Origin of the sequence: Apibacter sp. B3546 (genome assembly GCF_009827885.1) — a bacterium.
Classification (GTDB): Bacteria; Bacteroidota; Bacteroidia; order Flavobacteriales; family Weeksellaceae; genus Apibacter.
Genome location: NZ_WINW01000030.1, coordinates 31,412 through 51,166, shown reverse-complemented (window position 1 = coordinate 51,166; position 19,755 = coordinate 31,412). Strand labels below are relative to the sequence as shown.

The following is a 19,755-nucleotide window of genomic DNA, read 5'->3' as shown; positions in this document are numbered from 1 at the left end:
AAATAGTTGAAAAAATAACCAAATAAAAAAAACTTTCTAAGGTATAGAAAGTTTTTTTTTTACTGAACAATATATTTATCCAACGCTTTTATCCAACACTACCTTCTAATGAAATTTCCAGTAATTTTTTTGCTTCTACTGCAAATTCCATAGGAAGCTTATCAAGTACTTCTCTACTAAATCCATTAACAATTAAAGCTATTGCAGTTTCAGTGTCAATACCTCGCTGATTGCAATAAAAAATCTGATCTTCACCTATTTTGGAGGTTGTGGCTTCATGTTCCATTTGAGCAGATTTATTTTTTATTTCAATATAGGGAAAGGTATGAGCTCCACAATTATTACCCATCAGCAAAGAATCACATTGAGAGAAATTTCTTGCATTATCTGCTTGAGGTAAAACTTTAACTAATCCTCGATAGCTGTTTTGTGATTTACCTGCAGAAATTCCTTTTGATATGATTGTTGATCGTGTATTTTTTCCAATATGGATCATTTTTGTTCCTGTATCTGCCTGTTGAAAATTATTAGTTACTGCTATTGAATAAAATTCTCCAATTGAATTATCCCCTTTCAAAATACAGGATGGATATTTCCATGTTACAGCAGAACCCGTTTCAACTTGTGTCCAAGAAATTTTAGCATTTTTTTCGCAAAGAGCTCTTTTAGTTACGAAGTTATAAATACCTCCTTTACCATCCTTATCTCCCGGATACCAATTTTGTACGGTTGAATATTTTATTTCTGCTCCGTCTAAAGCGATTAATTCAACCACTGCTGCATGTAATTGATTTTCGTCTCTTTGAGGTGCTGTACATCCTTCCAAATAGGAAACATAGCTTCCTTCATCGGCTATTAGAAGTGTTCTTTCAAATTGACCGGTTCCGGATTGATTAATTCTAAAATAGGTAGAAAGTTCCATCGGACATTTCACTCCTTTTGGTATATAGCAAAACGAACCATCTGAAAAAACTGCCGAATTTAAAGCAGAATAAAAATTATCGCTTTTAGGCACTACTTTTCCTAAATATTTTCTAACTAAATCCGGATGATTTTGAATGGCTTCGCTAATAGAACAAAAAATAATTCCTTTTTCAGCCAATGTTTCTGTGAAGGTTGTTTTAACTGAAACACTATCTATTACCGCATCTACTGCTACTCCTGTTAATCTTTTTTGTTCTTCTAACGGAATGCCTAGTTTGTCAAAAGTATTCAATAATTCCGGGTCTACTTCTTCTAAACTCGTTAATTCTTTTTTCTGTTTAGGTGCCGCATAATATTTTATACTATTGAAATCAGGCTCTTTAAAAGTAACATTAGCCCAATGAGGAGCTTTCATTTCTTTCCATAATTTAAAAGAGTCTAATCTCCATTCCAACATCCATTCCGGTTCATTCTTTCTTTTGGAAATTTCACGAACTATATCTTCATTTAATCCGGTAGGGAAATCTTCATATTCCAAATCCGTGGTCCAACCATATTCATAATCTTTTTGTTCAAGGTCTAACCGTAATTCTTCTTCTGTATATTTTGCTCTGCTCATTTTATCAATTGATTTGATTCGAAGACAGCTCAGCTATCTTTATTAAACTTAGATTGGTTCTATGTGCAAAAATACTGAGTTTATCAAACATTATAAATACACATTGATAGATTTTTTAAATAATGGAATTTTAAATTTTAAACTAGAGATGGATTTTTAATAATAGAATAAAATCAAGTATTTTATTAAGCTATATTAATTAAAAAAAATATTTAATAAAAATATAAATATTTAAAATTAAAATTATAAATTAAGCATGTATTAGACTAATTATAAACTTTTTAAAATAAATATATAGTAAATTATAATAAATATTTCATAAAACTACTAATAAGTATCTTTTTATAATTTTTGAATCATTTTTTTATACATTAGCCGAAAATAAATTTTTATATGAAGAAAATAATTTTATCTTTATTTATTGTTAATACAATTACTTTTCAATCTTGTAAAAACGACCAAAAAACAACTGAAAATCAACAAATAACGGAATCCAATTCAAATATAATAAAGGAAGAACCTATTGACTTATCTACAGACACTGTAAGTGAAATTTTAAACCAAGACATTCCTAAATTTTCAGACGCTAAAATACAAAAGTTTTTGGTAGATTATAAATCGTATATTGATCAATATATTAATGCTGCCGATGCAAAAGATATTAATAAATTAACAGAGCTTACCAAGAAAAATCAAAAATTAATTATTACTAGAAAAATTATAAGTGAAGAATTGTCTTCAAACCCTAAAGAATTAAATAAATTTAATGATTTCGTAAGAAAGTTAGATAGCATGGCTGCTGAAGTAATGAAGAAATAAGTGTAAGTAATTAATAGCTATAAAAAAACCTTCTTTTTAAAAAGAAGGTTTTTTTATATACTTTTTTATTCTTTTAAACAGCAAAACTTTCACCGCACCCACAGGTTCTTTGAGCATTGGGATTGTTAAAAACAAAACCTTTTCCATTTAAACCTCCGGAGTACTCTAACGTAGTTCCTACTAAATAAAGAAAGGATTTTTTATCAACCAATATCTTAATTCCTTTATCTTCAAAGACTTTATCTTCAGGGTTTTGATTGTGATCGAAATTCAGCTTATATGACAATCCCGAACACCCCCCGCTTGCTACTCCTACTCTTACGAAATCTTTAGTACTGTCAAAACCACTTTCTTTCATCAATTCAATGATTTTTTTTTCTGCTTCTTGCGATACCTTTATCATACTATTAAACAAATAAATAGGTTTACACTAATACAAAATTACAAATAATAATTCTTACTCATTTTACACTACATATAAGTAATTGTAATAATGACATCAATTAAAATTTTGATTTAACCAGAATTCCATAATTTCTAAGCATTCTTCAGGTGCTTCTAATGCTCCCATATGTCCGGTAGAAATCTCAAAAATAGAAAGATGTTCTGTACCTTCTAATTTATTTATTAATTCGGCATTTTTAATTGCAGTATCATATTTACCCAAAATGAGTAAGATGGGTTTGTCTAAATTCCTTAAAACATCTGTCCTGTCTTTACGTAACCTCATGCCTTTTAAAGCAGCTGATATCCCTGTTAAAGAAGCATGTTTAGCCCAAGAAATTGCTGTTTTTATTTCTGATTGCATAAGGGGAACATTTTCAGGAGCAAATAAATTAGGAATTGATAAACGGAAAAATTCTTTTGGATTTTTAACTACTACTTCGGCAGCTTTTAATCTTTGTTCTTTTTTTATTTCATCATCCGGTAATGTGGTAGAATAAAATAAACCCAATCCGGAAACTTTATACTTATATAAATCTGCAAAGGCCAATGCTACATATCCTCCCATCGAATGGCCTATAATTATTACATCATCTATTTTCAAATGCTCCAAAACATTGTTTACTTTTTTGGCCATATCTTCCATTCTGTTGACTTCATTTGTTTTTTTAGAAGATCTTCCATGACCCGGTAAATCAATGGCTATAACTCTGTATTTCTTGGATAAATTATTTTGAAAAAACCTCCACATTCTTGAATTTTCTAAGAAACCGTGTAAAAAAACTATAACTTTACCTTTTCCTTTATCTCTGTAGTATAGCATACTGTTATAAGCATTAATAAATACAAAAGTACAATTTTTTACAAAGCAACTTAAGAATCCTTTGTTTTCAATTTTTATATCAGTATTTATACCATTTTTAATTTTAATTTACTATTTTTACCATTAAAAATATCCTGAGTAGCCTTTAATGATCTACTTTTGATTGATTGTTTTTACAGATTTTTTAATAAAATATATATAATATAAAAGATATGAAAATTATTAAATTAGCATTGCTATCTTCTATTGGCTTATTAGCAATGTCTTGTGTAAGTAGAAAAGAATTTGAACAGGCAAAAGCTAATTATGAATCTTGTCTAGAAAGAAATGTTGAAAAAGATCGTTCGATCACTTCTTTAAAAGAGAGAAACAAATCTTTGGAAGAACAAATGAATTTGATACGTAAACAAAATGACGTATTACAACAAAATTTAGCCGACTGTATGGCTACCGGAAAAGCCGGAACTGTTAATATAGACAAATTAATTAGTCAAATTAATGAATCTAATGCGTATATTAAACGTTTGACAGAAGCTCGTGCAAAAAATGACTCTTTAAATCTTGCTTTATCTAATAAATTAAAACGTTCTTTAGATAATTTAAATGACAGTGATGTAGACGTTCAAGTTCAAAAAGGAGTAGTATTCATCTCATTATCAGATAAAATGCTTTATAAATCCGGTAGTTATGATGTGCTTCCAACTGCAGAAAATGTTTTGGAAAAGGTAGCTAAAATTATCAATGATTACAAAGATTATGATGTTCAAGTTCAGGGATATACTGACAATGATCAATTTAAAAATTCTGCTGCAGGTTGTATAAGAGATAACTGGGATTTGAGTGCCATGAGAGCAACCTCAGTTGTTAAAATGTTACAAACTAAATTCGGAGTGGATCCTGCCAGATTACTTGCCGGAGGTCACGGAGAATATCAACCAAAAGTTCCTAATACAAATCCTGAAAATAAAGCAGTTAACAGAAGAACTGAAATTGTAATTCTTCCTAAACTAGATCAATTTATGCAATTAATGGATCAAAAAGTAAAATAAAATACTTTTCTTTGATTTACAATATATGAGGATCCTTTTTGGGATCCTTTTCTTTTTATTAAAAACCCGGTAATATCTTTTTTTTTCGCTGAAAATTATTTTTTAATTTTGTATTCTAAACTAAAAACAGTAGATATGGAAATAGCAGGAAGAATAAAATTAATATCTGATATTCAAACATTTGATAGCGGATTCAGAAAAAGAGAAGTAGTGTTAACTACGGAAGAACAATATCCTCAGCATATTTTAATTGAGCTTTTAGGAGATCGGGTAGATATCATTAATTCTTTTAATGTAGGAGATGATGTAAGAGTATCAATTAATATCAGAGGTCGTGAATGGGTTAATCCACAAGGTGAAACTAAATATTTCAACAGCATAACCGGCTGGAGAATTGAAAAATTAATGCCTGTTTCTTCCGGAATGGGACAAGATAATCCTATGGTTCCTCCTTCCGCACATATATCTCCTGCACCATCTGCTCCAAGTATGCAAGAAGAAGAGGATGATGATTTACCGTTTTAATAAAATACTCATATATTTAAAAATTATTCAAGCACCGCTAAAAAAGGTGCTTTTTTTATACGTATGTACCGGTTAACACAAAAATTAGAATTTCCCGATATCTCTTTGGCTGATGAAAGCGGACTTCTTGCCATAGGTGGAGATTTAACACCGGAAAGATTACTTCTGGCATACAAATCGGGGATTTTTCCTTGGTATAATCCTAAGGAGATTATACAATGGTGGTCTCCGGATCCCAGATTTGTACTCTATCCAAAAAATTTAAAAATTTCTAAATCAACTAAGAAATTACTGAATCAAGAGTATTTTGAATTTACGGAAAACCAATGTTTTCCGGAAGTAATTAAACAATGTGCTTCCATTAAAAGAACAGGTCAAGCAGGTACTTGGATTACCGAAGAAATGTTCCATGCTTATTGTAACTTGCATGAAAGGGGATTGGCAAAAAGTGTTGAGGTTTGGAAAAACCATGATTTGGTGGGAGGATTTTACGGTATAGATTTACATACCGTATTTTGCGGAGAAAGTATGTTTTCAAAAATCAGTAATGCTTCAAAATGCGGATTTACCTATTTCATCCAAAAATATTCTCATCAATATAAAATTATTGATTGTCAAATTTATTCTTCTTATCTGGAACAACTTGGAGCCGTTGAAATCTCACGGGAAAAATTCGAAACCTACTTAGAATGCGAGGCCATTAAAAATTTGGATTTCAATTTATAAATGCCTATTTTAGCGCACTAAAAACATATTCAGACACATGTCAAAACATAAAGGAAAGCACAATTACGCAACTAAAGAAATTTTAGATTCTTTAAATACTTCTGCCTTAGATGGTGAAAAATTCTTACAAAAGTATGCAAAACCGATAGGTATTTTTTTTGCTATTGTAATTATCGCAGTTTTAGGATATGTTATTTATGATAATTATGTAGTAACTCCAAAAAATATTGAGGCCTCCGATTTACTGGTAGACGCTCAAAATTTATATGATGAAGGAAAATCAGATCAGGCATTAGGTGGAAAATCCAGCGGAGTTTCCGGTTTTATTGACATCGCTGAAGAATATGGATCTACAAAAGCAGGAAAATTTGCTCATTTATATGCCGGAATAGCCGAATTTAAAAAAGGAAACTATCAAAATGCATTGGACCATTTTAACCAATTTGATACTTCTGACAAAGATTTAAAAGCCGTTAAATATGGCGCTATTGCTGATACTTATGCCGAACTTAATAACACAGATGAAGCACTAAATTATATGACTAAAGCTGCTAATGAAAGTTCAAATGCAGCCACTGTTTATCAATTCAGTAAAAAAGCCGGTATATTGGCTATGTCTTTAAACCAAAACGAAAAAGCCTTAGAATTTTTTCAAAATATTAAAGATAAATTTCCGGATGTAGATGCTTCAGGAGAAGTAGACGCATATATCGAAAGACTTAAATACGCAACAGGAAAACAATAATGGCAACAACAAACTTATCTATCTATAATAAAGAAAATTTACCCAATGCCGGAGCCTATCGTTTCGGTATTGTTATTTCAGATTGGAATTCTGAAGTTACTTATAACTTACACAAAGGAGCTGTTGATACTTTACTTAATTTAGGTGCTAAAGAATCTGATATTGATTCTATATTCGTACCCGGATCTGTTGAATTAGTATACGGGGCAACCAAACTATGTAACACAAAGCTTTATGATGCAGTTATTGTAATAGGATGCGTTATAAGAGGCGAAACGGCTCATTTTGATTATGTATGTAAAACTGTTACGGATGGTGTTACGTATTTAAATACACACATGGATACACCGGTGGTATTTTGCGTACTTACGGATGATCATGTACAACAGTCTTTAGATCGTAGTGGTGGAAAATTAGGAAATAAAGGGGTAGAAGCCGGAGTAGTTGCAGTACGAATGGCTGAGTTAAAGAATAAGTAATTTTATTACTTATTCTCTATAGGCTTTAATTTCGTTTATTATCTCTTCAGCGCCCATTTTTTTAGCTTTCAAGGCAAGTATTCTTCCTTTTTCAAATGATTCTGAAATTGGAAAACTTTCATCTAGAAGTACTTTTTTAGTCCCGTCTAAAGAAACTATTCCTGCCTTAAAATATACTTGGTCATTTTTAATTTTGGCTAAAGCTCCTATGGGCGCTGTACAGCCTCCTTCAATGCTATTTAAAAAATCCCTTTCAATATTTATACAGATTTGAGTGTCCTTATGATTAATTTTTCTTACCAATTCTGTTAATTCTCTGTTTTTTTCTAAAGAGGTAATGCCAACTACACCTTGTGCAGGAGCCGGAATAATAAAATCCAATACTTCATAATCCAAAGGTAAACCCAATCTCTTTATTCCTGCAAGTGAAAAAATAGTTCCATCAAAACCTTCTGAATCTAATTTTGATAATCTGGTTTGTACATTTCCGCGTATATTTCCAAATGTTACTTCTGGATATTTTGCTTTCCAAAAGGCTCTCCTTCTTAAACTGCCTGTTCCTAAATATAAATTTTCATAAGAATTTAGTTTTTCTATTTTATTCGGATTTCTAACTAATACATCTGCTTCATAATCCCTTTCTAGAACCGCTGATAAATGTATTCCTTCCGGTAATAAGGTGGGTACATCCTTTAGACTGTGTACAGCAACATCTATCTTATCATTTAAAAGTGCAATATCCAAATCTCTTGTAAAAACACCAATAATATCCATTTGATACAAAGGTTGTGTGAGATCCTTATCTCCATGTGAAGTAATGGGTACAATTACAGCTTGGAAACCTAATTCCTTAATTTTCTTTTGCACTTTTAACGCTTGCCACATTGCTAATGGGCTGTTTCGTGTGCCAATACGAATAGGGCTCATAAATATTTTATAATTTATATTCTTGCAGTTGAAACATTTCCGTAAATAAATTTATGGTGTCATCTGCTTTTTCAGGGTTAGTAATAAGATAGTTAGCTAGTCTGTCGGTAATTTTTTGTACTAAACGATTTGATAATTCTGTTTGTTCTTCTGAAACTACCATCTGATCTTTTTTTAGTGTTTTCAATTGATTTTCTTTAATTTTCTCTAAATCTGATTTGAAAGCGTGAATGATCGGCGCATATTTTCTATTTTCAGACCAAATTATAAATTCATTTATCATTTCATCTATAATCCCTTCTGCTATAGGAATTTCTTTATTTCTTAGTTCCAGTGTTTCGTTGATTTTTTGGGACAAATCATCAACATTTATTAAAGTTATATGATTGTATTCTTTTACAGATAAACAAACATTGGAAGGGATAGATAAATCAATTAAAGTTATGGGTTGATTAGAGTGTAAATCTTTTTTTGTAATTATAGGTTTCGATGCCCCGGTCGCTACAATAACAATATCTGAATTAATAACCTGTTCCTGCATTTGCTCATAGTTTACCACCTTTAGATTGAATGTTTGGGCTACTTCTTGCGCTTTAGAAAAGGTTCTGTTAAGTACTGTTATGTTAGGAATATTGATATGTTTTATTAAATTTTCACAAGTGTTTTTACCAATTTTTCCTGTACCTATCAAGGTAATTTTTTTATCTGATAGTTGCGTGAAATGAGTTAAAATATAATGTACTGCTGCATAAGACATAGACGTAACTCCTGTACTTATTGCAGTTGTATACTTAATTTTTTTTGAGATTTGAATGCCTGTGTTTAGTAATCTTTCCAAAAAAGCATTAGTGCAACTATGTTTTTTAAATCTTTTAAACCATGTTTTTATTTGAGATATGATTTCAAAATCACCTATAATTTGACTTTCTAAACCGGCTGAAACTCTTAAAAAATGTTTAATGGCTTCTTCTCTTCTATAAAGGGTTATATACTTTCTAAATTCAGCAGAATCTACTTTTATTTGCTTGCAAAATATATCAATTACATAATCCGGGTTTTCTGTTTGAAAATATAATTCTGTACGGTTACATGTGGATAATATGAAAATATGAGTATCCGACAGGGAGTTAATTTTGTTGGAAAACTCTTCCACAAATTCAGGAAAAAAACTAAATTTTCCTCTAATTTCTGTATCTGCCTTTACAAAGCTCAAACTTATTGCATAAAAGTTTTTAATATTATTAGGCTGAAGCTTTTTCATATATTTTGTTGAAGCAAATTTATGAGTCCATGTATGGAGAAAATACCTATATTTATAAAAAAATACCTCTAAAAGTAAATTTTTACAATTTTAGAACTAATCTAAATAGTTAATTAACATGATAAATATCATGATTTTGTGGTTTTAAATTGATAGATAAAGAATTTGTTAATGGATTTAAAAAATACCTTTAAAAGTAGAATTAGAGAAAACAAAATTGGTTCGGATATTTATATGGCTCAGATAGATAATTATACTATTCTGACTGATACTATTTCCAAACCTGTTGGCAAACGGTTTGTGCAATTTTATCTTTGTACTAAAGGAAGAGCCTCTTTTCATTTTAAAAATGAATCTTTACGTGTTATGAATGAAGGGAATTCCTTACTTCTTTTTCATCCTGAAATAGATATTCCTATTAATATCAGTTTATCGAAAAAATCAAAACTGGTCATTTTTGTAATAGCTATTCAAAAACTGGAAGATATTTTTTCTAAACATAAAGATAAACTTCCTTTACTCATTCAAAACAATTACACAAAATTTTATCATGAAAAACCTTTAAGCATTCAAGAAAAGTTAATTATTTCACAACTGGAAGATTTTACCTTGGATCAAGAATTTGAAAATCATTATTTGACATTGAAATTACATGAATTCTTACTTTATTATTTTTCTTCAAATACCTCTACTTCTTCATACCATTTACCTATAAAAGATGAGAAATTCATTCGTAAGATTTATGAAATAAAAGAGTTCTTAATGGAGAATATAGCTTCTCCACCTACTTTAAAAAAACTTTCTGAAACTACTAATTTAAGTGAGTATAAAATTAAAGAAGGTTTTAAAAAAATATACGGAAAATCTATTTCTCATTTTATACTGGATACAAAATTAGAAATCGGTAAAGAAAAATTAAACTTGAAAGTTAAACAGGTGAAGGAAATCGCTTATGATTTAGGATATGAAAATCCCAGTCATTTTATAGAGGCTTTTAAGAAAAAATATGGAATTACTCCCAAGCAATGGATGATGAAATAACAATATTTTCATAACTGGTATACACGTTTATTTTAAAATTTTTTTCTCTTTATTTGGATATAAATTTTTTCTAACAAATCGTAATCACGATTTTTATATGTGACGATAATTTAAATTTTCTCCAAATAATTCAATCCAAATACATAATAAATTACTATATACTTATAAGACTTATTTTTATTTGCATTTTCAAAACAAATAGAAATTTTATTTCTCTATAACATCAACCTAATTTAAAATTTAGTATTTTTAGATTATAATTTATATGCTTTAATGAAACAAAAGGAAAAAGTAGAGTACATAATAACGGAGTTAAACAAGCTCTATCCAAACCCTGTTGCTCCATTAGTCTATCAAGATGTATTTACTTTATTAATTTCCGTTTTACTTTCTGCTCAAACAACGGATAAGAAGGTTAATGAAGTTACACCTGCTCTCTACAAAGTTGCTCCCAATGCTTTTAAAATGGCTGAATTGCCTGAGTGGGAAATCAAAGAATATATAAAAGAAATAGGTTTATCGAATACTAAATCCAAAAATATCCATAAACTTTCTACTATTTTGGTAGAAAAATATAACGGTGAAGTTCCGGAAAATTTTGAGGAATTAGAAGCCTTACCCGGCGTGGGTCATAAAACGGCTTCCGTTGTCATGAGCCAAGGTTTTGGACACCCGGCATTTCCTGTTGATACACACATTCACAGACTTATGAAATTATGGAAATTAACCAACGGAAAAAATGTTGAACAAACAGAAAAAGATGCTAAACGGTTATTTCCTAAAGAATTATGGAATATCTTACACATTCAAATTATTTTTTACGGTCGGGAATATTCTCCGGCTAGAGGCTGGAATCTAGAAAAAGATTTTATAACCAAATATTTATTAGAAAATTAGTTAATTAAAATTATGAAAAATATTGTTCTTGTTGCAGGGGCTTTATATGGTTTAATTTCCATTATTTTAGGAGCATTCGGTGCTCATGCTTTTAAAAAAATGCTTTCAGCTGAAAAATTAGTAAGCTTTGAAACGGGTGTTAAATATCAAATGTATCATGCATTGGCTCTTTTAATTATTGGATTTTCTCTATCGTTTAGCTCGGGTTTGGAAAAATGGGCCGGATGGGGAATGATTATAGGTACATTTCTATTTTCTTTCAGTATTTATCTATTAGCTTTTTCTGATTATTGGAATATCAATTTACGTTTTTTAGGCCCTGTAACTCCCATTGGGGGAACATTTATGATCATAGGGTGGGCTTGTTTATTATTTTATTTTATTAAAAGTAATTAAATGCTCTTTTAAAAACGTTCTAACTTTTACTATTACAAATTCATACGACAACATCAAGTAAAATTTAGACGAGTCATTTTTTAATTCATTTTGATAAAAGTCTTCGTATAGCCTGGGAGAAAAGTCGTGTAAATGAACACTTTGATGTAAATTAGTATTTTCATAACAGGCAATATCTTTTCTACTGATATAAGGAGGATAAATGGTGAAAGTAGGTTTTTGCAGAGCTTTTGCCGTAATTACAAATCTACTGCTATTTCCAATAAATAAAGTGCAATTTTGCATAAAAGCGGCATACTCACGTATTGTTTTTCCTACCGGCTGAACAAATACTTTGGTATTAGAATTTAGTAAAGATAGCAGCTCGTTTACTTGTTTATACTGCGAAGGCAAATAGGTAAATAATAAATCGGCTCTATAATTTGCCCAAATAAAATCTATAAGTTTTGCCATATTACCCACCGTCCAAGTATTATGTATGTTTGAACCCAAAACACCCAACATAATTACCGGTCGTTTAAAATGTATGCCCGCATTTATCATTTTTTCTTTAGCGTCCTCAATTTCATCTTCTGCTAGATATATTTTAGCTAACGGATCGATAGGTATAGGATTATCTTTTAGAAATTCTTGTAAGATTACTAAACGATCTTCCAATAAAGTACACGTTTGAGTAATTGGTTCTTCTACTTTAGAGACGGTTTTATCATAAAATTTATCCAATAAAGGATTGAAAAAACTGTATTTTTTCTTTGCTTTTGAAAATAGGGTTAGCAAGATACTGTTAAAATTCTGCGACATATCAATAAGTATGTCGTATTTTTCACTTCTTACTAACTGGATATATTTATATACGAAAAGTACGGAACGTATATGCTCCGTATCTATAGCTATTATACGGTCAATATTAGGATTTCTCTGTATAACTCCAATATATTTTTTATAACAAAGAAAATCTATCTTAATATCCGGATAGATTTTCTTTAGATTATTAGGAATTACACTGGAGAGTAATACTTCTCCCACATTGTTATATTGTATTAATAGCGCTTTCACTATATGATTAATATCTAAACAGATACGTTATGCTCTCTAAGAGCATCATTTAACGATGTTTTCTTGTCTGTACTTTCTTTTCTAGTTCCTATAATTAAGGCACAATTTACGTTATATTCTCCTGCAGGGAATTTTTTAGTTATAGACCCGGGAATTACTACTGAACGTGGAGGCACATATCCTCTGTATTCTTTAGGTTCGCTTCCTGAAACATCAATTATTTTAGTAGAAGAAGTTAAGGTAACGTTTGCTCCTAAAACCGCTTCATCATCAACATGTACACCCTCTACAACAATACAACGTGAACCAATAAAGCAATTATTTCCAATAATAACCGGTGCCGCTTGTAAAGGTTCTAAAACACCACCAATACCAACACCTCCGCTTAAATGTACATTTTTACCAATTTGAGCACAACTTCCTACGGTTGCCCAAGTATCTACCATAGTACCTTCATCTACATAAGCACCTATATTAACATAAGAAGGCATTAAGATCGCACCGCTGGAAATATATGCTCCTTTTCTTGCAACTGCATGAGGTACTACACGAACTCCTTTTTCTGCATATCCTGTTTTTAAAGGAATTTTATCATGATACTCAAAAATACCTACTTCATAGGTTTCCATTTTTTGTATAGGGAAATATAATACTACCGCTTTTTTAACCCACTCATTTACTTGCCATTTTCCATCTTCTAACGGCTGTGCTACTCTTAGTTTTCCTGAGTCTAACAATTCAATTACTTCTTGAATTGCTTTTTGATATTCTTTATCCGATAATAATGCACGGTCATTCCAAACTTTTTCAATAGTTTGTTGTAAATCTTTCATATTTTTTGTTTATACAACAAATTTAACAATTTTTATAATTGTTTTTTACGTTTATTTACATGTATACACACATATTTTAGAAATATAATAAGAATAAAATTTATTATTAGGTGAATTGTTATTCATTTTTAATAAAATAAACAGTAATGTATAAACATAATTAGCCGGTAAATATTAAAAATTTATAATGGATATTGATTTTAAGTTTGGGAAAATTGGGCTTCGTAAAGTTTTCTATAATACCCTTTTCGTTGTAACAAGGAATTATGGTTTCCTATTTCAACTATTTTCCCATGATCTAATACGATAATTTTGTCCGCATTCTGTATGGTAGCTAAACGATGAGCAATAATAATGGAAGTTCGATTTTTAGTAATCTTATCGGTAGCTTTTTGTATTAATTCCTCTGATTTAGTGTCTATAGAAGAAGTTGCTTCATCTAACACCAGAATAGAAGGGTTATATAAATAAGCCCGTAAAAAGGAAATCAATTGTCGTTGACCTAAAGAGATGGAAGCTCCCCGTTCACTTACTTCATAGCCGTAACCATTGGGAAGGCTCATTATAAAATCATCTATTTGAATTTCTTTTGCAGCTTTCCGTACTTCTTCTAAGGTTATATCTTTATTTCCAAAAGTGATATTTTCTAAAATGGTATCATTAAATAAAAATACATCTTGTAATACAACAGCGATGTGCGACCGTAAATTGTGCAATTCATATGATTTTATATCCGTTCCGTCTATATATATATGTCCTCCCGAAATTTCATAAAAACGGCTTAATAAATTTATAATAGTTGATTTTCCTGCTCCGGTAGCTCCAACAATTGCTACTTTTTCTCCACCGGAAACCGTAAATGAAAGATCTTTAAGAACACTTTCTCCTTTTACGTATGAAAATGACACATGGTCAAAAATGATATCTCCTTTAATGTTGTCTTTTTTTACAGTTCCTTTATTTGATATTTCATGATTGGAATCCAAAACGGTAAAAACTCGTTCCGCTCCAACAATACCTCTTTGAATGGTATTAAAGCGATCTGCTATTTGCCTCATGGGCCTTACCAGCATGTTCACATAGGAAGTAGTAAAAGCTATAACTACACCCGGTGATATATTGTGTGCCGTTAATGCATTATAACCTGCATACCATATCATGACACCAATGGCAATACCAGTAATAATATCAACAGCAGGAAAGAAAAGTGAAAAATAGAAAACTGTTTTAAGATAGGCTTTTTCTAATTTTTGATTAATTTGAAAAAACTTTTTATATTCTTTTTTCTGTTGATTAAATACTTGAACGATGGTCATTCCTGACAGCCTCTCTTGAACAAAGCTGTTTTGATTGGCTGTTTGATTTCTTTCTTCTGAAAAAGCTTTTTTTATGGCTTTTTGAAATATTCGAGTTATAATAGTCATTATCGGGAAGATGAACAATGCTATGGTTGCTAATTCCCAATTAATCCAATACATCGTTACTACCACAAAAATTATACGAAGAATATCTCCTAAAACCATTAAAATTCCATCGGTATAAATAGTTGAAATAGTTTCGATATCGGATACAGAGCGAGTGACTAACACTCCTAAAGGCGTTTTATCGAAAAAAGAAGATTTAAAATAAATGAGCTTTTTGTATAATTTTATACGTAAGCTACGAATTACATTTTGAGCAACAAAGTTAGAAGCATAAACTAAAAAAAATTGTAAAACAACTTCAGTCAACATTAATAAAAAAATAAGCAAAAGGGAATGATATAAATTTGAAAAATTTTTATTTTTAATAATATCAACATCTATTGCATGACTTATTACAACCGGACGGAAAGAGGAAACATATGCTAACGCTAATGCTATAAAAATTGTAGAATAAAACCATACAGGATATTTACTTCCCAATTCCATTAATCGAGAAAGTGCTTGACCTGCTTTTACGTTTTTTTCTTTTTTATGTTTCATAATATATGTCCTGAGGATAGTTAACTTTCACTAAAGTAAGACCTTTAGCAGGTGCTGAAGTGGAAGCAAATTTACGGTCTTTTTTTTCAATTATGTTTCTAAATTCCTTTTCATCAATTTTTCCTCTGCCAACATCCATGAGAGTTCCTGCAATTGCTCTAACCATATTTCTCAAAAATCTATTGGCAGCGATGGTAAATACTAATTCATCTTCATATTGTTGCCATTCTGCTTGGTAAATATAGCAATCATTCGTTTTATTATCCGAATGTAGTTTTGAAAAACTGGTAAAATCTTTATATTCAAATAATACTTTTGCAGCTTTGTTCATTTTATCTACATCAAACTGATAGAAAAGAAATTGAGCATGGAATTGCTGTTTAAAAGGATTTTTCAGGGTAGAAATTCTATACTTATAAATTCTTTCCGTTGCATCGAAACGTGCATGTGCTGAGTCTTTAACTCGGAATATTGCTTTTATGGAAATATCCGAAGGCAATAAAGAATTTAGTTTTCTCACCAATTGATCCGGCAATTCTTTTTCCCAATCAAAATGAGCATACATTTCAGCTGCATGAACTCCCGTATCGGTTCTTCCTGCTCCAATTGTTTTTATTTCTTTTCTAAGTAATCGACTTAATGCCGATTCTAATTTTTCTTGTACTGATATATGTTTTGGCTGTCTCTGATACCCGTAATACTGAGTACCATCGTATGAAAATTGAATGAAATAACGCAATTTTATTGTAAATTTACTACAAAAATAGTGAGAAAAATATTATTGCTTTCCGATACCCATTCTTATATTGATGATCGTATATTGGAATATGCTTCCCAAGCAGACGAGGTTTGGCATGCAGGTGATATTGGTGATATAAAGGTTTCCGAAACTTTAAAAAAAACGGTTCCGGTATTTAAAGCGGTCTATGGAAATATTGATGGAACAGAAATTCGTAAAGAATTCCCTCTTAATCTACGTTTTTTTTGTGAGAAAGTGGATGTATGGATGACCCATATTGGCGGTTATCCGGGTAAATATGCACCAATCATACGCGAAGAAATAAAATTGAATCCTCCTAAACTTTTTATTTGCGGTCATTCACATATTTTAAAAGTTATGAATGATAAAAAACTACATTTACTTCATATGAATCCGGGTGCTATAGGAATCTATGGATTTCATAAAGTAAGGACTATGTTACGATTTGAAATAAATCAGGAAACTATACAGAATTTAGAAGTTATTGAATTTACTAGATGATTTGTTTTTATGTTTTCCACTAAGTAATAATATATAGACTTAGCGTCCCTTTTATACAGTAAAATTCAAAAAATTTTAAAATTTAATCTTTAGCAATTCTAATAATACTCGCCTGAATATTTCTTCAATTTAATTTATTTTTTTCCTAAATAATTATTAAATTTATAAATATTAACTAATATTAATATTATTATTTAAATCATAATATATTAATGATACTCTATATGCTGATTTAAAATAACGAATTTTGTTGTTACATTTAGGCAAATTTTTTGATTACGATTAAATATTTTACAGTATTTAACGTAACATAATTAATATCAAATGATACTAATGTTTAAAAATTATTCTGCCAAATTCAGTATATGATAAGATCTGTTATTCGTTTATCTTTAATGATGCTCCCTTTATTAGGTGTTGCTCAATCAAAAGTTGTAGTAGCTTTTAAAGTTATAGATAAAGAAAAAAATTCCTGTGTTGATGTTAACGTAAAGAAAAACTTTACATTCCAATATGAAAATAGTTCCGGTTATAAAGACCTAAAAAGTTTAGTTTCTACAAAGTGTTTTAATAGTTATGCAATAACTAAAATTTCTGGTAATTTTCGAATTTATATTTCAGTACCTGAATATGAATCACAATATCTTGATTTCACTATTACCAAACAAAGTAAAGATACCCTATATTTAGGTGAGGTTTATCTAACACGTACATATCCCGAAATTAGTGAAGAAATTCAGAAACCTTCCCAATCTGCTGAAAAAGAAATTGAGGGAGTAACAGTGACCGGGGCACGTAAGAAATTTATTAAATTAGAAGCTAACAAGACAACTTATACGATAAAGGATAATGATTTACTTTCCGGCGGAAGTGCACAAGAAACTTTAACAAAACTTCCGGGGGTAATCAAGGGATATGGTGGAAATCTTACCGTAAATGGTAAGTCCATGACTATTTATATTGATGATATCCCGACAGGTCTATCGGGTGGAGACTTAGAAAATTTATTACAAAGTTTACCATCAAATGCTATTGAAAAAATTGAAATTATATCTAACCCGGGAGCTTCTTACGATGCTAAAACAGGGGGTGGTATTATAAATATTATTACGAATGGTCGGGCATTGCGAGGAATAAACGGATCTGCTTCTTTAAATTACCAATTTAACAAGAACAACCGCGTATCTCCTTCCATTAGTTTAAATAGTCGTTTAAAAAGTGTATCCTTACAATTAAATAGTGGTTATAATTATAGGGAAAACGATAAAACTACCTATTATAAAAGGGAATTTACTTCTTTCACTCCTTCCATTATTTTTGATCAAAAGAATATTGAAAATAAATATAATCGTTTTTATTATTTCAGACCTTCTTCAAATATTCGCCTTAACAAAAACAGTAATTTATTGATCAATTATAACTTAAGTTATACTGATAACAGTAATCATTATACAGGTGAATCTTTGAGCTCTAACGATATTGAACCAATTAATCTTTTAAATAATTCAAAATATTCGGAAGATAACACCAATTATGAATTAACCACAAAATATAAGGTTAAATTAGATACGTTAGGAAACTTGTTTGATATAACGGCATCTTATAAACACTTTAACAAAAATTCAACAAATAACAGTATTCAAAATAATGAGGGTGTTTATAAATATTCTGTAAATGATATTGATTATAAATCCGATTATTTTCAAGTGAATCCTAATTTTGAATTTTCTTTTAATAAGGTAGGAATAAAAATGAATACCGGTGGAAAGTATTCTCATACTAAATATACCAGTAACGGAAAATATAATCTTTTAAATACTTCTTCTTCTATACTGGAAAATCCGGATTATAATTCATTCAGGGATTTTATATACGATGAAAATCAATATGCTTTATATGGAGAGCTAAGCAAAAAATTTGAAAAGTTGGATTTGACTGCAGGGGTTCGTTATGAAAATTTAGAATTTAAAAATAAAGTAAAAACTACTGATCAAAGTATTAAATATACGTTTGAAAAGTTTTTCCCATCTTTTAGTTTACTATATAAATTTAATCCTACGCTGGATTTTAATGCTACCTACAGAAAGAGTATGATGCCTCCTTCCTATTCTAATATGGATCCGAATTTAACCAACTATTTTGACGAATTCAATACTTCGGAAGGAAACTTACATCTTAAACCGGATTATTACGATAACTATGAAGTTTCTTTAAGTGCATGGAGATATTTGAAAATCTCTTTCAACTATACGTATTCTAAAAATATAAATATGCTGTATTACGAGACTGAAGACAATTCATTAACCGTAAATCAAACTACTCGTACATTTCACGGCATGAAAAACTATAACGTATGGGTTGGTATTCCTATTCCATTTAAATTGGTTACCATGGGTAAAAAATTCTTTGACGAGCCTATGAATATGGATAAAATGAATTTCATTTACCTTTACGGGATGTATAATTACTACAAAGTAAACGATTATCCATATTTAGATAAAGTAAAACCTATGTGGTTTTATGTAATATATGCTCAATTAATCCTTCCAAAAGATTTTAAATTAACCACTTTCTTTTTATCTAGTACAGATAAGGGATATTTTGAAATTTACAAATCCTATAAACCTTTCCGTTATTCTAATATAGAACTTTCAAGATCCTTTAGTAACAAAACTATTAAGGCTTCTTTAGGTATTCAAAATATATTGGGTCCTACTAAGTTTAATTCTGATATTAATAACTTTAATTTAAGAACCAATTATTACAGTAGAGACAGCGATCAATTGTTCTATATTAAACTATCTTACAGTTTTGATAAAAACCGTAATATTAAAAAGGAAAATACAATTATTGAAGAAGATACTAATTCAAATTCTAACAAATTGTTACCTTCCGGTCCGTTAAAATAAATACTCAATTTTATATAAATCAATAAAGGCTGATAATTTAAATATTATCAGCCTTTA

Annotated in this window: 20 protein-coding genes; 11 read left to right on the top strand and 9 right to left on the bottom strand. The window is 29.9% G+C overall.

Annotation, left to right across the window (positions count from 1 at the left end; all coding sequences use genetic code 11):
* Positions 1-88: 88 nt before the first annotated feature.
* Positions 89-1,543, bottom strand: coding sequence for a Fe-S cluster assembly protein SufB (gene sufB, locus GFU93_RS05190; protein ID WP_160567792.1), 1,455 nt, complete (start codon positions 1,541-1,543; stop codon positions 89-91).
* Positions 1,544-1,936: 393 nt separating this feature from the next.
* Here sufB and GFU93_RS05185 point away from each other — a divergent pair, with 393 nt between their 5' ends.
* Positions 1,937-2,362 (top strand): hypothetical protein, encoded by a 426-nt coding sequence (locus tag GFU93_RS05185; RefSeq protein ID WP_160542923.1) that lies wholly within the window; start codon positions 1,937-1,939, stop codon positions 2,360-2,362.
* A gap of 73 nt (positions 2,363-2,435) precedes the next feature.
* Here the strand turns inward: GFU93_RS05185 and GFU93_RS05180 are convergent, their stop codons facing one another.
* Together GFU93_RS05180 and GFU93_RS05175 are read right to left on the bottom strand one after the other, a co-directional pair.
* Positions 2,436-2,765 (bottom strand): iron-sulfur cluster assembly accessory protein, encoded by a 330-nt coding sequence (locus GFU93_RS05180; protein ID WP_105296495.1) that lies wholly within the window; start codon positions 2,763-2,765, stop codon positions 2,436-2,438.
* Between the two features lie 96 nt (positions 2,766-2,861).
* A complete protein-coding gene (locus tag GFU93_RS05175) occupies positions 2,862-3,629 on the bottom strand; it encodes an alpha/beta fold hydrolase (protein ID WP_160542924.1) in 768 nt (255 codons plus the stop codon).
* Between the two features lie 212 nt (positions 3,630-3,841).
* Between GFU93_RS05175 and GFU93_RS05170 the strand changes: the two genes are divergently transcribed.
* The 5 genes from GFU93_RS05170 to ribH all read left to right on the top strand — a co-directional run bounded on the left by GFU93_RS05170 (position 3,842) and on the right by ribH (position 7,153).
* On the top strand, positions 3,842-4,678 hold the full coding sequence (locus tag GFU93_RS05170; RefSeq protein WP_160542925.1) for a flagellar motor protein MotB: 837 nt from the start codon (positions 3,842-3,844) through the stop codon (positions 4,676-4,678).
* 135 nt (positions 4,679-4,813) lie between these two features.
* A complete protein-coding gene (locus GFU93_RS05165; RefSeq protein ID WP_105296492.1) occupies positions 4,814-5,203 on the top strand; it encodes a DUF3127 domain-containing protein in 390 nt (129 codons plus the stop codon).
* A 63-nt stretch (positions 5,204-5,266) separates the two neighbouring features.
* Positions 5,267-5,929 (top strand): leucyl/phenylalanyl-tRNA--protein transferase, encoded by a 663-nt coding sequence (gene aat / locus GFU93_RS05160; RefSeq protein WP_160567790.1) that lies wholly within the window; start codon positions 5,267-5,269, stop codon positions 5,927-5,929.
* 37 nt (positions 5,930-5,966) lie between these two features.
* Positions 5,967-6,674, top strand: a complete 708-nt coding sequence (locus GFU93_RS05155) for a tetratricopeptide repeat protein (protein ID WP_160567788.1) — start codon at positions 5,967-5,969, stop codon at positions 6,672-6,674.
* Positions 6,674-7,153 (top strand): 6,7-dimethyl-8-ribityllumazine synthase, encoded by a 480-nt coding sequence (gene ribH, locus GFU93_RS05150; RefSeq protein WP_160567786.1) that lies wholly within the window; start codon positions 6,674-6,676, stop codon positions 7,151-7,153. The genes GFU93_RS05155 and ribH overlap by 1 nt, the downstream gene beginning before the upstream one ends.
* A 9-nt stretch (positions 7,154-7,162) precedes the next feature.
* Here the strand turns inward: ribH and hemC are convergent, their stop codons facing one another.
* Both hemC and hemA read right to left on the bottom strand, forming a co-directional pair.
* Positions 7,163-8,080, bottom strand: coding sequence for a hydroxymethylbilane synthase (gene hemC / locus GFU93_RS05145; protein ID WP_160567784.1), 918 nt, complete (start codon positions 8,078-8,080; stop codon positions 7,163-7,165).
* A 7-nt stretch (positions 8,081-8,087) separates the two neighbouring features.
* Positions 8,088-9,341 (bottom strand): glutamyl-tRNA reductase, encoded by a 1,254-nt coding sequence (hemA, locus tag GFU93_RS05140; protein WP_160567782.1) that lies wholly within the window; start codon positions 9,339-9,341, stop codon positions 8,088-8,090.
* Positions 9,342-9,512: 171 nt separating this feature from the next.
* On the opposite strand from hemA, the gene GFU93_RS05135 reads away from it, so the two are divergent.
* The 3 genes from GFU93_RS05135 (at position 9,513) to GFU93_RS05125 (ending at position 11,675) form a co-directional block, all read left to right on the top strand.
* On the top strand, positions 9,513-10,382 hold the full coding sequence (locus GFU93_RS05135; RefSeq protein ID WP_160567780.1) for an AraC family transcriptional regulator: 870 nt from the start codon (positions 9,513-9,515) through the stop codon (positions 10,380-10,382).
* A 273-nt stretch (positions 10,383-10,655) separates the two neighbouring features.
* Positions 10,656-11,279, top strand: coding sequence for an endonuclease III (gene nth / locus GFU93_RS05130; protein ID WP_160567778.1), 624 nt, complete (start codon positions 10,656-10,658; stop codon positions 11,277-11,279).
* A gap of 12 nt (positions 11,280-11,291) precedes the next feature.
* Entirely contained in the window at positions 11,292-11,675 is a 384-nt protein-coding gene (locus GFU93_RS05125; RefSeq protein WP_160567776.1) for a DUF423 domain-containing protein, read from the top strand.
* Here GFU93_RS05125 and GFU93_RS05120 read toward each other — a convergent pair.
* From GFU93_RS05120 to truA, 4 genes are all read right to left on the bottom strand, one after another.
* Complete coding sequence (locus GFU93_RS05120; RefSeq protein WP_160567774.1) at positions 11,649-12,731, bottom strand: glycosyltransferase family 9 protein; 1,083 nt, start codon at positions 12,729-12,731, stop codon at positions 11,649-11,651. The genes GFU93_RS05125 and GFU93_RS05120 overlap by 27 nt on opposite strands.
* A gap of 14 nt (positions 12,732-12,745) precedes the next feature.
* Positions 12,746-13,564, bottom strand: coding sequence for a 2,3,4,5-tetrahydropyridine-2,6-dicarboxylate N-succinyltransferase (locus GFU93_RS05115; RefSeq protein WP_160567772.1), 819 nt, complete (start codon positions 13,562-13,564; stop codon positions 12,746-12,748).
* Positions 13,565-13,764: 200 nt separating this feature from the next.
* A complete protein-coding gene (locus tag GFU93_RS05110; RefSeq protein WP_185150453.1) occupies positions 13,765-15,528 on the bottom strand; it encodes an ABC transporter ATP-binding protein in 1,764 nt (587 codons plus the stop codon).
* The gene (truA, locus tag GFU93_RS05105) at positions 15,518-16,267 is read right to left on the bottom strand and encodes a tRNA pseudouridine(38-40) synthase TruA (protein WP_160567770.1); all 750 of its coding nucleotides are present in this window, start codon (positions 16,265-16,267) and stop codon (positions 15,518-15,520) included. The genes GFU93_RS05110 and truA overlap by 11 nt, the downstream gene beginning before the upstream one ends.
* Before the next feature lie 27 nt (positions 16,268-16,294).
* On the opposite strand from truA, the gene GFU93_RS05100 reads away from it, so the two are divergent.
* A complete protein-coding gene (locus tag GFU93_RS05100; RefSeq protein WP_105296480.1) occupies positions 16,295-16,789 on the top strand; it encodes a metallophosphoesterase in 495 nt (164 codons plus the stop codon).
* Positions 16,790-17,154: 365 nt separating this feature from the next.
* Positions 17,155-19,698 (top strand): TonB-dependent receptor domain-containing protein, encoded by a 2,544-nt coding sequence (locus GFU93_RS05095; RefSeq protein ID WP_160567768.1) that lies wholly within the window; start codon positions 17,155-17,157, stop codon positions 19,696-19,698.
* Positions 19,699-19,755: the final 57 nt, after the last annotated feature.

What these genes read in the sequence shown, in the direction of transcription:
- sufB (WP_160567792.1), bottom strand. Translation starts at nt 1,543, where the DNA reads ATGAGCAGAGCAAAATATACAGAAGAAGAATTACGGTTAGACCTTGAA.
- GFU93_RS05185 (WP_160542923.1), top strand. Translation starts at nt 1,937, where the DNA reads ATGAAGAAAATAATTTTATCTTTATTTATTGTTAATACAATTACTTTT.
- GFU93_RS05180 (WP_105296495.1), bottom strand. Translation starts at nt 2,765, where the DNA reads ATGATAAAGGTATCGCAAGAAGCAGAAAAAAAAATCATTGAATTGATG.
- GFU93_RS05175 (WP_160542924.1), bottom strand. Translation starts at nt 3,629, where the DNA reads ATGCTATACTACAGAGATAAAGGAAAAGGTAAAGTTATAGTTTTTTTA.
- GFU93_RS05170 (WP_160542925.1), top strand. Translation starts at nt 3,842, where the DNA reads ATGAAAATTATTAAATTAGCATTGCTATCTTCTATTGGCTTATTAGCA.
- GFU93_RS05165 (WP_105296492.1), top strand. Translation starts at nt 4,814, where the DNA reads ATGGAAATAGCAGGAAGAATAAAATTAATATCTGATATTCAAACATTT.
- aat (WP_160567790.1), top strand. Translation starts at nt 5,267, where the DNA reads ATGTACCGGTTAACACAAAAATTAGAATTTCCCGATATCTCTTTGGCT.
- GFU93_RS05155 (WP_160567788.1), top strand. Translation starts at nt 5,967, where the DNA reads ATGTCAAAACATAAAGGAAAGCACAATTACGCAACTAAAGAAATTTTA.
- ribH (WP_160567786.1), top strand. Translation starts at nt 6,674, where the DNA reads ATGGCAACAACAAACTTATCTATCTATAATAAAGAAAATTTACCCAAT.
- hemC (WP_160567784.1), bottom strand. Translation starts at nt 8,080, where the DNA reads ATGAGCCCTATTCGTATTGGCACACGAAACAGCCCATTAGCAATGTGG.
- hemA (WP_160567782.1), bottom strand. Translation starts at nt 9,341, where the DNA reads ATGAAAAAGCTTCAGCCTAATAATATTAAAAACTTTTATGCAATAAGT.
- GFU93_RS05135 (WP_160567780.1), top strand. Translation starts at nt 9,513, where the DNA reads ATGGATTTAAAAAATACCTTTAAAAGTAGAATTAGAGAAAACAAAATT.
- nth (WP_160567778.1), top strand. Translation starts at nt 10,656, where the DNA reads ATGAAACAAAAGGAAAAAGTAGAGTACATAATAACGGAGTTAAACAAG.
- GFU93_RS05125 (WP_160567776.1), top strand. Translation starts at nt 11,292, where the DNA reads ATGAAAAATATTGTTCTTGTTGCAGGGGCTTTATATGGTTTAATTTCC.
- GFU93_RS05115 (WP_160567772.1), bottom strand. Translation starts at nt 13,564, where the DNA reads ATGAAAGATTTACAACAAACTATTGAAAAAGTTTGGAATGACCGTGCA.
- GFU93_RS05110 (WP_185150453.1), bottom strand. Translation starts at nt 15,528, where the DNA reads ATGAAACATAAAAAAGAAAAAAACGTAAAAGCAGGTCAAGCACTTTCT.
- GFU93_RS05095 (WP_160567768.1), top strand. Translation starts at nt 17,155, where the DNA reads ATGATAAGATCTGTTATTCGTTTATCTTTAATGATGCTCCCTTTATTA.